The sequence below is a fragment of the Virgibacillus dokdonensis genome (assembly GCF_900166595.1).
In the GTDB taxonomy this organism is placed as follows: domain Bacteria; phylum Bacillota; class Bacilli; order Bacillales; family Amphibacillaceae; genus Virgibacillus; species Virgibacillus dokdonensis.
Genome location: NZ_LT745763.1, coordinates 1,736,585 through 1,750,775 on the forward strand (window position 1 = coordinate 1,736,585; position 14,191 = coordinate 1,750,775).

The 14,191-nt window shown below is 36.5% G+C and carries 10 protein-coding genes and 1 pseudogene; 10 read left to right on the top strand and 1 reads right to left on the bottom strand.

Annotation, left to right across the window (positions count from 1 at the left end):
* Positions 1 to 319: 319 nt before the first annotated feature.
* The 3 genes from clpX (at position 320) to yihA (ending at position 4,990) form a co-directional block, all read left to right on the top strand.
* Positions 320 to 1,597, top strand: a complete 1,278-nt coding sequence (gene clpX / locus B2C77_RS09600) for an ATP-dependent protease ATP-binding subunit ClpX (RefSeq protein WP_077703414.1) — start codon at positions 320 to 322, stop codon at positions 1,595 to 1,597.
* Positions 1,598 to 2,085: 488 nt separating this feature from the next.
* A complete protein-coding gene (gene lon, locus B2C77_RS09605; RefSeq protein WP_077703415.1) occupies positions 2,086 to 4,422 on the top strand; it encodes an endopeptidase La in 2,337 nt (778 codons plus the stop codon).
* Positions 4,403 to 4,990, top strand: a complete 588-nt coding sequence (yihA, locus tag B2C77_RS09610; protein ID WP_077703416.1) for a ribosome biogenesis GTP-binding protein YihA/YsxC — start codon at positions 4,403 to 4,405, stop codon at positions 4,988 to 4,990. The genes lon and yihA overlap by 20 nt, the downstream gene beginning before the upstream one ends.
* Positions 4,991 to 5,059: 69 nt before the next feature.
* Here yihA and B2C77_RS09615 read toward each other — a convergent pair whose 3' ends face one another.
* Positions 5,060 to 5,542 carry a LiaI-LiaF-like domain-containing protein gene (locus B2C77_RS09615; protein ID WP_073004695.1) on the bottom strand — a complete coding sequence of 161 codons (483 nt, stop codon included), beginning with the start codon at positions 5,540 to 5,542 and terminating at the stop codon, positions 5,060 to 5,062.
* A gap of 309 nt (positions 5,543 to 5,851) precedes the next feature.
* Between B2C77_RS09615 and hemA the strand changes: the two genes are divergently transcribed.
* The 7 genes and pseudogenes from hemA to B2C77_RS09645 all read left to right on the top strand — a co-directional run bounded on the left by hemA (position 5,852) and on the right by B2C77_RS09645 (position 14,086).
* Positions 5,852 to 7,222 carry a glutamyl-tRNA reductase gene (gene hemA, locus B2C77_RS09620; RefSeq protein ID WP_077706878.1) on the top strand — a complete coding sequence of 457 codons (1,371 nt, stop codon included), beginning with the start codon at positions 5,852 to 5,854 and terminating at the stop codon, positions 7,220 to 7,222.
* Between the two features lie 16 nt (positions 7,223 to 7,238).
* On the top strand, positions 7,239 to 8,057 hold the full coding sequence (ccsA, locus tag B2C77_RS09625) for a cytochrome c biogenesis protein CcsA (RefSeq protein WP_077703417.1): 819 nt from the start codon (positions 7,239 to 7,241) through the stop codon (positions 8,055 to 8,057).
* Positions 8,058 to 8,076: 19 nt separating this feature from the next.
* Complete coding sequence (gene hemC, locus B2C77_RS09630; protein ID WP_077703418.1) at positions 8,077 to 9,006, top strand: hydroxymethylbilane synthase; 930 nt, start codon at positions 8,077 to 8,079, stop codon at positions 9,004 to 9,006.
* A pseudogene (locus tag B2C77_RS22065) lies at positions 9,006 to 9,722 on the top strand (uroporphyrinogen-III synthase); the annotation flags it as partial. The gene hemC and the pseudogene B2C77_RS22065, both read left to right, overlap by 1 nt.
* A 57-nt stretch (positions 9,723 to 9,779) precedes the next feature.
* Entirely contained in the window at positions 9,780 to 10,769 is a 990-nt protein-coding gene (gene hemB / locus B2C77_RS22070) for a porphobilinogen synthase (RefSeq protein ID WP_101933825.1), read from the top strand.
* Between the two features lie 14 nt (positions 10,770 to 10,783).
* Positions 10,784 to 12,067: a glutamate-1-semialdehyde 2,1-aminomutase gene (gene hemL / locus B2C77_RS09640; RefSeq protein WP_077703420.1), complete on the top strand. Its 1,284-nt coding sequence runs from the start codon at positions 10,784 to 10,786 to the stop codon at positions 12,065 to 12,067.
* A gap of 630 nt (positions 12,068 to 12,697) precedes the next feature.
* On the top strand, positions 12,698 to 14,086 hold the full coding sequence (locus tag B2C77_RS09645; RefSeq protein ID WP_176087309.1) for a LysM peptidoglycan-binding domain-containing protein: 1,389 nt from the start codon (positions 12,698 to 12,700) through the stop codon (positions 14,084 to 14,086).
* Positions 14,087 to 14,191 lie beyond the last annotated feature (105 nt).

The following is a 14,191-nucleotide window of genomic DNA, read 5'->3' on the forward strand; positions in this document are numbered from 1 at the left end:
TACACCGTCCTTTTCATTCGACTTTCTAATTATTCTCTTATAAAGTAATACAAAGAATGTTACATAATATACTTAAATATAAAGCTTTCTTAAAAGGAAGTTAACCTGAAAACAATATTATGAAAAGCGTGAATGATGGGAATGCTAACAAGTAGTGTATCGAACCAAATGTGACGGTGTTAGTAATTATGATGAAAATAGCATTAAAAAAAAGTATATCATTTTGTATTTTAATTTTGATCTGATATGATGGCTATAAGTTGAAACCTAAAGAGCCATTTGCAAGGAAAGAGATTTAACTTTTAGGGGTGAAGAATAAGTGTTTAAATTCAATGAAGAAAAAGGACAATTAAAATGTTCGTTCTGTGGTAAAGGCCAAGATCAAGTTCGGAAATTAGTGGCTGGACCGGGCGTTTATATATGTGATGAATGTATTGAATTGTGTACGGAAATAGTGGAAGAAGAACTTGGCACGGAAGAAGAAACAGAATTAAAAGAAATACCCAAGCCACGTGAAATATGTGATATATTGGACGATTATGTTATTGGTCAAGATAAGGCAAAAAAGAATTTATCTGTTGCTGTATATAACCATTATAAGCGGATCAATACACCGAAAGCTTCTTCTGACGATGTAGAGCTAGCGAAAAGTAACATAGCTATGATTGGTCCAACTGGTAGCGGGAAAACATTGTTAGCGCAAACTTTGGCGCGAATAATTAATGTACCTTTCGCAATGGCTGATGCAACTTCACTTACTGAAGCAGGCTATGTTGGCGAGGATGTAGAGAATATATTACTGAAACTTATTCAAACAGCCGATTATGATGTAGAAAAAGCAGAAAAAGGCATTATTTACATTGATGAAATAGACAAAGTAGCTCGTAAGTCAGAAAATCCTTCTATTACACGAGATGTCTCTGGAGAAGGAGTGCAGCAGGCTTTACTTAAAATATTAGAAGGAACAGTAGCTAGCGTTCCTCCTCAAGGTGGGAGAAAGCACCCTCATCAGGAATTTATTCAAATTGATACAACGAATATTTTGTTTATCGTTGGTGGGGCATTCGATGGAATTGATCAGGTTATTAAACGCCGTCTTGGTAAAAAAGTAATTGGGTTTGGAGCCAATGAAAAGCAGCAAGATTTAGACATGGGTGAGCTGTTAGAAAAGGTTTTACCAGAAGACTTATTACGTTATGGGCTTATTCCAGAGTTTATTGGTAGAATTCCAGTTATAGGTAGTTTAACGCCATTAGATGAAGAGGCGCTCGTTGAAATTTTAACGAAGCCAAAAAACGCTTTAGTGAAACAATATGAAAAATTATTTGAGTTGGATAATATTGAATTAGAATTTGAAGAGGAAGCCTTAAGAGAAATTGCTACTAAGGCAATTGAACGTAAGACGGGAGCTAGGGGGTTACGCTCCATTATTGAGGGTATAACACTTGATGTCATGTTTGAACTTCCGTCTAGAGATGATATTGAAAAATGTATTATTACGAAAGGAACTGTAGAAGAAGAGGGTGTTCCAAAACTCGTATACCGAGATGGGACAGTAACAGAAGGAGCTAAAAAACATCCTAAAGAAAGTGCTTAAAGCGCACCAAAACCTAGGATTTTATGATTTTGGTTGTTGGTAAGTAAAAGTAGTGATACGAATAAACTTATGCATCTTGACAAACTTCCTTGCTAGAGATGAAATTAGCAATATGTAAAAGAGGCTGACTTTTTTGGACGTTTATTATACAACTAGTCAGTCTCTTTTTTTATACTATAGGAAATGTATCATATTGTGGATCTATAGCCTTAGAAAAAACTACAGCTTGCGTAGGTAAAGATTTTTTAAACATATAACCGCCATCAGACCTTCCTTTTCCAATTGTGAAAAAAACAGCACTTAAGTTCGTCCCCCGGCTATTCCAAGGTTTTCAAACCAAATCATATCCTTACACTTTAAGAATCGGTACGGGAAAGAACATCTATGTATTGGAAATGATTTTTATAAAATATTTACAAACCACCCACTTTTCTATAGAATTTAAGAATGTATAAATACATCACTACCTATATATGGAGGTACATATGATGACAAATGATAAAAAACAAATTCCCCTCCTACCATTAAGAGGATTGCTTGTTTTCCCGTCTATGGTTTTACATCTGGATGTAGGAAGAGAAAAATCTATATCAGCTATTGAAAAAGCGATGATGGATAATGAATACATATTTTTAGCAGCACAAAAGAAAATCCGTTTAAAAGAACCGGAACCAAAGGACATCTACTCTATTGGGACGGTTTCTATGGTTAAGCAAATGATTAAACTGCCGAATGGAACGATGCGAGTTTTAGTTGAAGGTGTATACCGAGCAGAAGTATTAAGATACGTTGAACAAGAGCACGAATTTATTGTAGAAGTACAAAAGTTATCCGATATAGAAACGGATCAGCATGAACAAGAAGCGCTTATGCGTTCACTATTGACCCAATTTGAGAAGTATACGACACTTTCGCAAAAAATCACACATGAAACATTTGAGACGGTTGCTGATATAGATGAACCTGGGCGATTAGCAGATATAATTACCTCTCATTTGTCTTTAAAAATAAAGGAAAAGCAAGCACTATTGGAAACGCAAGAAATTAAAGCACGGCTAAAGATGTTAATTCAATACATATCCAACGAACAAAAGGTGCTTGACCTGGAAAAGAAGATCGGTCAACGTGTCAAAACATCCATGGAGAAAACACAAAAAGAATATTATTTACGTGAACAATTAAAGGCAATTCAAAAAGAGTTGGGAGAAAAAGACGGGAAAATAGGTGAGGTAGATGAATTGCGGGAAAAAATTCATGCTTCCACCATGCCTGAGCGAATTCAAACAGCAGCGCTTAAAGAATTAGACCGTTATGAAAAAATCCCTCAAAGCTCTGCGGAAAGTTCAGTAATTAGAAATTACATAGAATGGTTGTTAGCGTTACCTTGGAATGAGAAGACGGAAGATCGGATTGATGTGGACTTGGCAGAAAATATTTTAAATAGGGAACATTACGGTCTGGAGAAGGTAAAAGAGCGAATTTTAGAATATTTAGCTGTACAAAAACTCACTTCATCTATTAAAGGACCTATTTTATGCTTGGCGGGTCCACCTGGAGTGGGGAAAACATCTTTAGCGAAGTCGATCGCTCATGCTGTAAATCGAAATTTCATCCGTATTTCCTTAGGGGGGATCCGTGATGAAGCCGAAATTCGAGGCCACAGGCGTACTTATATTGGGGCTATGCCAGGAAGAATTATTCAAGGAATGAAAAAAGCAAAGACGAACAACCCGGTATTTTTATTAGATGAAATTGATAAAATGGCTCATGACTTTCGCGGAGACCCATCTTCCGCTTTATTAGAAGTTCTTGATCCAGAACAAAACGCGCAATTTAGTGATCATTTTATTGAAGAAACGTACGATTTATCCAATGTGCTGTTCATCGCTACTGCAAATTACATAAACAACATCCCAGCACCTTTGCTCGATCGAATGGAAATTATTTCTATTACTGGATATACAGAAATTGAAAAGCAGCATATTGCAAGGCGCCATTTACTGCCTAAACAATTGAAAGAAAATGGTTTAACAAAAGGACAATTGCAATTACGAGATGAGGCTCTTCGAAAATTAATTCGAATGTATACAAGAGAAGCAGGCGTTCGTAATCTTGACAGGCAATTAGCTTCCTTATGCCGAAAAGCAGCTAAGCTTGTTGTTTCTAAAAAGAAGAAACGTGTCATAGTAACTGAAAAAAGTTTAGAGGAAATGCTTGGAAAACCATTATACCGTTATGGTTTAGTAGAAAAAGAGAACCAGGTAGGTACTGCCACTGGGCTAGCATACACAGCGGTTGGAGGCGATACATTATCTATCGAGGTTTCCCACTACCCTGGAAAGGGGAAATTGACCCTTACAGGGAAACTCGGTGATGTCATGCAAGAGTCAGCGCAAGCTGCTTTCAGCTATATTCGTTCTCGAGCAACTGAACTGAATATAGATCCATCTTTTCATGAGAATTGTGATATTCATATTCATGTGCCTGAGGGAGCCACTCCAAAGGACGGGCCCTCCGCAGGAATAACGATGGCTACTGCTTTAGTTTCTTCATTGACAGGTCGTCCCGTAAAGAAAGAGGTAGCAATGACTGGAGAAATAACCTTAAGAGGTCGTGTACTTCCGATTGGTGGTCTAAAGGAAAAAACGCTAAGCGCACATCGTGCTGGTATTTCTACCGTTATTATTCCAGAAGACAATAAAAAAGATATTGAATCTATTCCTGAAAGTGTAAGAAAAGATATCACATTCGTCACGGTTCGTCATCTGGATCAAGTATTACAACATGCGTTAGTGGGGGAGCAAAATGAAAGTAACAAAAGCTGAAATTGTAATAAGTGCTGTCAGTGAAAAACAATATCCAAATGATCAGTTACCAGAAATAGCTTTAGCAGGACGATCGAATGTGGGAAAGTCTTCGTTTATTAATACGTTAATTAACCGCAAGAATTTAGCACGAACGTCATCAAAACCAGGAAAAACACAAACGCTAAATTTTTATCTTATCAACAACGCCTTTTATTTTGTTGATGTCCCTGGTTATGGTTATGCAAAAGTGTCAAAAAAAGAAAGGCAAAAATGGGGCAAAATGATGGAAGAGTACTTTGAAAAGCGCCATTCGCTAAAAGCGGTGCTTTTAATTACAGATATCCGACATGAGCCCACTGTTGATGATTTACAGATGTATGATTTTTTAAAGTATTATGAACTTCCGGTTTTAATCATAGCGACTAAATTGGATAAAGTGTCTAAAAACAAACGATCACAGCATGTAAAACGAACGGAAAAAGCTTTTCAAGTGGAGGCAGGAGATCTGGTATTACCTTTTTCTGCTGAAACGGGTGAAGGAAAAGAAGAAGCATGGTCCATGATCCGCCAATATATGGAGGTGTGATTTTTCATAAATGATGTAAAGGGGGCTCTTTTTATACGAGCGCCCTTCCATTTCATCATTTATCTATGTTTATTTCCGTTTCGTTAATAAAAACAAGCCAAAAATAATTAACAAAACAGGCCAAAAACGTTCCATTACATCTACAATTGTATAGATCCAATTAAACCAGCTAGGAAGTTGTACTGAAAACATCATGACCAAAGAAAAAGCTGTCAACAATATTCCTGGTATCAAACCTTCTTTCGTTTGTAAAAAACGAACTATAAATGCGACGCCTACAATAAGTACATACATAGCCCAATGATCAATCCAAAAAGAATAGTAAGCTAGACCGTAAAAATGAATGCCTAATCCTAACAAAATAGTACCGCTAAACAAATTCTGGTAATTTTTTGTAATATAACTATGGATTAACAAAACAAGTCCAATTATAATGATTATTGTTTGCCATGAATAAAAGTTGTTCAAGATAGGGATATTTAATTGTTTAAGTAAAAAAAACAAACCTATACCGATAAGAAGATACGCGGTAAGCGTGTTTTGTTTTTTCAAGTAATCACCTCTGATATGTAGTTCGAATGCTTGCTTCTTTACTTTTGTTGTGATAAAGTACAGACGTGTTATGCACTATGGCTTATACGTTATATGCTACCATAATGTTTCAGATTATGTTCACATTTTATTAAATTGTAACGGAATATACATGTTATAATAGTATTTAGAAATGATGTTATTTTATATTTATTATTAATTGGTCATTTATCCTGTTATGCTTGATTAAAAAATTAGTCCAAACTATACGGATAATACCTATTTTTGTAACAGCTATGGAAGTTTCATTTTATTTGGGGGTAGATGGTTGTGCATATTTTAAAGGTGGGTTTTAATTATAAAACAGCCCCTGTAGAAATTAGGGAAAAGCTTGCCTTTTCGGAAGATCATGTTCACGAGGCCATGGTCGCTTTGAATGGGCAAAAAAGTATTTTAGAAAATGTTATTGTTTCCACTTGTAATCGTACAGAAATTTTTGCAGTAGTAGATCAGTTGCATACAGGGCGATACTATATCAAGCAGTTTTTAGCTGATTGGTTCGACGAGGAGAAAGCTAGTTTTTCTTCATTTTTGCAAATTGCTGAAAATGACGGAGCGATGGAGCATTTATTTCGTGTAATTACAGGATTGGATTCTATGGTATTAGGGGAAACGCAAATCTTGGGTCAAGTGAAGCAGGCGTTTTTAACTGCGCAAAAAATGGGGACAACTGGTACTGTGTTGAATGAATTATTTAAACAGGCTATTACGTTTGGTAAGCGTGTACAGAAAGATACGGCAATTGGTAAACAAGCAGTATCTGTTAGTTATGCAGCTGTTGAGCTAGCAAAGAAAATTTTTGGCGACTTAAAGAAAAAACGTGTTGTTATACTAGGAGCGGGAAAAATGGGGGAACTTGCTGTTAAAAATTTACAAGGTTCCGGAGCGAACGACATTACAGTGGTAAATCGTACAAAAGAAAAAGCAGATGCGTTGGCTAAAAAGTTTGCAGCACGCGCTGAAACAATCGACAGGTTACCTATCGTATTACAAGAAGCTGATATTCTGATTACTTCTACCGGTTCCACATCTGTCATCCTATCAAAAGAATTGATGGAAGCAGTGCAAAAAGAGCGCAAGGGGAACCCTTTATTTTTAGTAGACATTGCAGTTCCGCGCGACATTGACCCTTCTGTAAGTGAATTAGAAAATACTTTCTTGTATGATATCGATGATCTGCAACATATTGTTGATGAAAATTTAGAAGCAAGAAAAGAAGCAGCAGAGCAAATTGAGCTGATGTTTGAAAGTGAAATTGTTGCATTTAAAGAATGGTTAAAGACATTAGGTGTTGTACCGATTATTTCGGCTTTACGGCAGAAAGCACTTTCCATACAAATGGAAACAGTGAAAAGTATTGAAAGAAAAATGCCTGATCTCACAGAAAGAGAGAAAAAGATCATTAACAAACATACGAAAAGTATCGTCAATCAGTTGCTAAAAGAGCCAATTACACAAGCAAAAGAAATGGCGGTAGGTGACCGATCCAAGGAATCACTTCAATTGTTTATTGACATATTCGGTATCGAAGCAGAAGTACAAGCAGAGCTTGATAAGCAGGCAAAAAAAAATGAAACAAATAAAGCAATGAAAAATAAACAAGTATCCTTCCCACTTTTAAATAAGATGCCGACCATATAATGAAAGGAATACTCATATGGTAGAATTAAAATGGCTTTATGAATTTATATTAATCATTTATGGGTTAAGCCTGTTCGGATACTTTATTGATTTTGTTCAAGACAACCGGAGGGTAAATCGAATAGCCTTCTGGTTGCTTAGTTTGGTTTGGATCATTCAAACCTTTTTTTTATTCTACGTAATAATCATTGAAAAAAGTTTTCCGGTTGTAACCTTAAATGATAGTCTATTTTTTTATTCGTGGATTCTTGTGACGATATCATTACTAGCGAATAAACTATTTCCTGTTAATTTTATTGTTTTTTTCACAAATGTATTTAGTTTCTTCATTCTATTGCTTTTTTTGTTGACGGACGCGCAAAAAAATTGGCAGGAGCATGCCGTCCAATTTGTTCATGAAATAGTTATTGCACATATAACGATTGCCATTACTTCCTATGGATTTTTTACACTATCATTTTTATTATCCATTATGTATTTAATTCAGTACAAATTATTGAAGCGAAAAAAAGGTTTTAAGTGGATGTGGCGGTTTGCTGACTTGAACCAATTGGATAGCTATGCATTTAAAACAGTAACCATTGGTGTTCCTTTACTATTAATCGCTATTATACTAGGAATTGTGTGGGCTTATGTATCTGATGCTCTATTTTACTGGGTAGATTTAAAGACAATTGGTTCTTTTTTTGTATTGGCTATTTACGTCGTTTACTTAGTCATCCGTTTATGGAAAAAGTATAAAGGGAGAACGATTGCAATGTATAATACAGTTGCTTTTCTATTGTTGCTAGTCAATTTCTTGTTATTCAGTACGTTATCGAAATTTCATTTTTAAAGATAGGGAGAGAATAAACTTGCGTAAATTAGTTGTTGGTTCACGAAAAAGTAATCTTGCATTAACACAAACCAATTGGGTAATTAATCAATTAAAACAAGCTGGGGTTGAAAATGATTTTGAAGTGAAGAAAATCGTTACAAAGGGGGATCGTATTTTAGATGTTACTTTATCTAAAGTAGGTGGGAAAGGTCTGTTTATCAAGGAAATTGAGGAAGCTATGTATAACAAAGAAATTGATTTAGCTGTACATAGTATGAAGGATATGCCGTCTACGATGCCAGAAGGGTTGATTATAACAACTATTCCAGAGCGTGAAGACCATCGAGATGCGTTTATTTCTAAAGGAAATATTCGTTTAAAAGATTTGCCAAACGGGGCAATTGTAGGAACGAGCAGTTTACGAAGAGCTGCGCAAATACAAGCTGTAAGACCAGATGTCACTATAAAGTGGATACGTGGTAATATTGAAACAAGGATAAGAAAATTAAAGGAAGAAGATTATGATGCGATTGTGTTGGCTGTTTCTGGTTTAAAGCGAGTAGGTTTAAGTGAAACATTAATTACGGAGTACTTAGAGCCAGACGTTTGTGTTCCTGCAGTTGGGCAAGGCGCTTTAGCTATTGAATGCCGGGCGGATGATGATGAACTGAAAAAACTCTTAGCAACCCTTCATGATGAAGATACCGCTCGAACGGTTACAGCAGAACGAACCTTTTTGCATTTGTTGGAAGGCGGCTGTCAAGTACCAATCGGAGGCTATGCATATTTACAAGGAGAAACGATTGTACTGACAGCTTTTGTAGGCACACCTGATGGGAAAACAGTCTTAAAGGAAGTGGTACAAGGTAGTGATCCAGAAGCAGTTGGCAGGAAAGCAGCTACGTTATTACAAAATCGAGGAGCTAAGGAAATTATTGAAAAGGTAAAAGAGGAGTTAAATGAGTAATGAGCTTACCGTTAGATGGGAAGCGAATCTTAGTCACTCGCGAGCAAGAAAAAGCAACAGATTTTGCGAATAAAATTACTAATTTAGGCGGAGAACCAATACAAGTCCCACTTATTAATATTACTTGTAAACGTCCAATAAATGGGGATTTTGCACAACAATTGTCAAATTGTAATTGGATATTTTTCACAAGTGGGAATGGGGTAAGCTGCTTTTTTCAGTTCGTAAAGCACGACGCTGTCGCTTTAGAGAATGTGGTGCAAACTAAAATTGCTGTTGTGGGAAATAAAACGGATCTTAAGCTAAAAGAAATAACAGGTCGCTCTGCTGATTTTGTCCCAAGTTCTTTTGATGCTGAGACGATGGCAGAGGAGTTTTTAAGTCAATATCCTACCGACGATCATTTTTTGTTAGTAAGAGGAAATCTCTCTAGACATGTGTTGCCAGAGCGCTTTAAACAAAGCAATAAAACTTTTACAATGCTTGAAGTGTATGAAACCCATAAGAATGTCAAAGCAAAACCGTTGTTGCAATACGCCATAACGGATACTAAGGTTCATTATATTACATTTACAAGCCCGTCTACAGTGGAGTCATTTGTCGATCTAATAGGGGTCAGAAACGTCGCACCATGTGTATGCATTGGTACGACAACAGAACAACGGGCGAAGGAATTAGGATTTTCTAAAGTTTTAACAGCAAAAGATTTTACAATTAATGGTATGATTGATTGTATAAAGCAAGACGTGATGAAAAGAAAGGATGAAAAAAAAATGACGAACATACCGACTTTTGACAGACACCGTAGATTAAGACGTACGGCTGGTATGAGAGACTTAGTAAGAGAAACACATTTGCATAAAACCGATCTTGTCTATCCCATGTTTATTGTTGAAGGAGAAAAGGTGAGAAAACAGGTTCCTTCTATGCCAGGAGTATACCAGTTATCGTTGGATTTACTTACGGAAGAAATAGATGAACTAGAAGAACTTGGTATTCAAGCTGTTATTTTGTTTGGGGTGCCAAATGAAAAAGATGAACAAGGGACGGGCGCTTTTATTGATGAAGGGATTGTCCAACAAGCTACACGAAAAATTAAAACAAAAGTACCATCAATGCTCGTAATTGCAGATACTTGTTTGTGTGAATATACGTCTCATGGACATTGTGGAGTCATTCATGACCATGATGTAGATAATGATGCGTCATTAGAGTTACTTGCTAAAACAGCAGTCTCCCAAGCAAAGGCAGGGGCTGACATTATTGCACCGTCAAACATGATGGATGGGTTTGTAGCAGTTATTCGTCAAGCTTTAGATCAAGCTGGTTTTACACAAATTCCTATTATGTCTTACGCGGTTAAATATGCTTCTTCTTTTTATGGTCCATTCCGAGATGCAGCAGATAGTACACCACAATTTGGAGATCGAAAAACATACCAAATGGACCCCGCGAATCGATTAGAAGCACTTCGTGAGGCGAAATCAGATGTTCATGAAGGTGCTGATTTTTTAATTGTAAAACCAGCTTTAAGCTACTTAGATATTGTGAGAGAAATGAAGAATAACTTTGATTTGCCGATTGTTGCCTATAATGTAAGCGGCGAATATGCGATGGTGAAAGCTGCAGCGCAAAATGGCTGGATTGATGAACAGGCGCTGGTTATGGAAAAACTATTATCTATGAAACGAGCTGGAGCAGATCTAATTATAACTTATTTTGCAAAAGATGTTGCAAAATGGTTAGTAGAAAAAAATAGATAGGAGGATGTCTGGTTATGAATTTTGATAAATCCAAAGCTGCTTATGAAGAAGCAGTTGATTTAATGCCTGGTGGTGTTAATTCACCTGTTCGTGCATTTAAATCAGTAGGTATGTCACCAATTTTTATGGAATCTGGTAAGGGAGCCAAAATAAGAGATATTGATGGTCATGAATACATTGATTACGTTTTAAGCTGGGGTCCACTCATTTTAGGACATGCTGATGAACGGGTCGTAACAAAATTAAAGGAAACAGCGGAAAAAGGTACCAGCTTTGGAGCGCCGACATTATTAGAAAATGAGCTTGCACAGCTAGTTATTGACCGCGTTCCATCCATAGAAATGGTTAGGATGGTTAATTCAGGTACGGAAGCAACAATGAGCGCTTTGCGTGTAGCAAGAGGCTACACAGGAAGAGATAAAATACTAAAATTTGAAGGGAACTACCATGGTCATGGTGATTCACTGTTAATTAAAGCAGGGTCAGGTGTGGCTACACTTGGACTTCCTGATAGTCCAGGTGTTCCTAAAACGATTGCTCAAAATACCATCACGGTTCCATATAATGACTTAGAAAGTGTACGTTATGCTTTTGAGACATATGGTGATGATATTGCTGCAGTTATTGTTGAACCTGTTAGCGGCAATATGGGAGTGGTTCCACCAATAGAAGGTTTTTTACAAGGATTAAGAGAAATTACGGAACAAAACGGCACCGTGCTTATTTTTGATGAAGTAATGACTGGCTTTCGGGTAGGTTACCAATGTGCGCAAGGTCATTTTGGAGTGACACCCGATATGACATGTCTCGGGAAAGTAATCGGTGGCGGATTACCAGTTGGTGCATATGGAGGTAAACGGGAGATTATTGAGAAAGTTGCTCCAACTGGATCCATCTATCAAGCTGGTACATTATCTGGTAACCCGCTAGCGATGACCGCGGGGCTTGAGACATTAAAAGCGTTAGATGAATCATCTTATGAAGCGATAAATAAAAAAGTGGACCGATTGGTAGAAGGGTTTACAGCGGCTTCCAATAAGCATCATATACCATTGCATATTAACCGAGCAGGTTCAATGGTTGGCGTCTTTTTTACTAATGAAAAAGTAATTAATTTTGAAACTGCTCAATCTGCTAATCTTGACTATTTTTCTCAATATTATCGCTCTATGATTGAAAATGGTGTGTTCCTTCCACCTTCACAATTTGAAGGCCTGTTTTTATCAACTGCGCATACAGACGAAGATATTGAACATACGATAAAAGCAATTGACACAGCTTTTGCTTCTATAGAGTAACGAAGCTTATTACTAAGTTACGCCTTTTTTATGGTGTGTATTTATTTCGATCAACCTATGCCAGAGAATAGAACATAATTTAAAGACCTCTACTAGTAGTATTAGTACTAATAGCATGTGATTTTTGATATACATGCCACTAGTGAGGTCTTTTTTTGCAATAAATGAAAAAACTCACAAATTGAAACGATCCTAGCTATTCTTAAAGTCTCATGCAACTACTACGGAAGTCAAGTTTTTCTACATAGTTATAACCTCAAATTTCCAGCACTTTATTTATGTACACTTTAAACGATTTTTCATACAACGTTTATTTTGGAAACGCACAAGCGTCATGTAGATAGTGACCGCTGCAAAACTTTCCATTGGCCCAAAAGTCAGCCTCCTCGAAAAAAAGCGGTTCTCTTTTTCTTGCAGGGTCTTCCGCTACGCTTTCCCATCTTAGTCTCCGGATTTCCTTCGCTAGCTTAAGCAAAAAGGTTCATTTTTAGTAAAGTCGTAGTAAAGAAGCTGTTTTTAACTTCATGGAAATCAACTTTACCGTTTGTAATATCCTAATGAAAATATTCATATAGTTGAATATAAGGCATATCATCATATATGAACTATATGGTGGAGAGGAGGAGAGCCGTGACAAATGAAGCGTCCGTATTTCAGTTTGAATTGAATGAAACACTCTATTTTGAAAAAGGACAGGAAGTAAATGAAATGAGAGGGGTTTCATTGGAGCCAGACATCTCTATTCATTCATTTCACGACTATATTTCAATCAGAGGAGTTATTGAATTAAAAGGAGAGTATGAAAAAAGCAGACACACCGTTTTTCAAGATAATTTAGAAGAAGATGTGATGGGCTCTAAACGCTATGTTGAAGTCGTGGAGCAAGATGAAGAAGGGGTATCTATATTTTCTCATCACTTCCCAGTAGAAATTTCTGTACCTGCAAACCGCATTGCAAACTTAAACGATATAAGCGTGTATATTCAGACATTTGATTATGAAATCCCCAATCCAACCCTATTCCGACTTTATTCAACAATTGAAATCTATGGCATTCAACAAGAAGAAATAACTGATGCACGAGAAAAAGAGTCGCAAGAACAGTTTAACTATCTACCTCCCGAAGAAGATAAGTCTAATCGAGGAGATCAAGAAGCTGATCATTTTCAGTTTGAAATGAAACAATCAGAGCAAGATTATAAAACAGAAAATGAGGAGATGAACCCATCTTTACCATTTCTAACGGTACCAGAGCAAGATAGGTCAGATGAAAAAAGCAGATTAAAGGAAATAGAGCAAGAAGAAACAATACTATCTGATGAAAATCCAGAGAAAATAACAGAACATCTAGATAAGGAAGGTGAGCAAACTGATGAAGTAGGGAGATGGAAGTATAAAGAGACGAAAACGCTAAAGGAATTTTTTGATTCTAAACAAGAGGATACTAGTGATGTTCATGAAGAAGAATCGGGTGAAGATGAGGGGACAGAACAATATGAACAAGTAGTTTATGACTCTACTCATGAAACAATTCAAGAAAGTGAAGAACGAGTCACTGAAGAAAAAAGCAATGTAACAGATTATGAACAAGAAAGAGAAGTTGAAACGAATGAAGAGCAAAATAATTTAAACGGCGATGACCAAGGGAGAAAAGCTGCAGAAGCTGAAGTTACGGAAGAACCTAACAATTTTAATGAGATGAAGATGAAGCAAAATAATGATGAGAATGATCAAGAAGCGTTATCCGTCTCGCCGGAAATTAATCAGACGAGTGGTGATCGACACATCAATGATGAGATCCAGGATGTCACCTACTTAGCAGATATTTTTAGTAATAAAGCTGAAAATAGTTATACTAGCATGAGGTTATGTTTCGTACAGGAAGAAGATTCGATCGATTCCATTGCGGAAAGGTATCAAGTTTCTGCACTACAATTAATTAAACAAAATCAATTGGATGATGATTATGAAGTTACGCAAGGTCAATTACTGTACATTCCACAAAAGAAAAACAAATGATGCTCTTTTCGTTATAGAGGTAAGGGTGCCTGTAGCTTCCTTAAAAGCTAGTATTGGCACCTCATTTTTCATTAACCAAAGGTATAAAAGTTTTTTTACGCTATA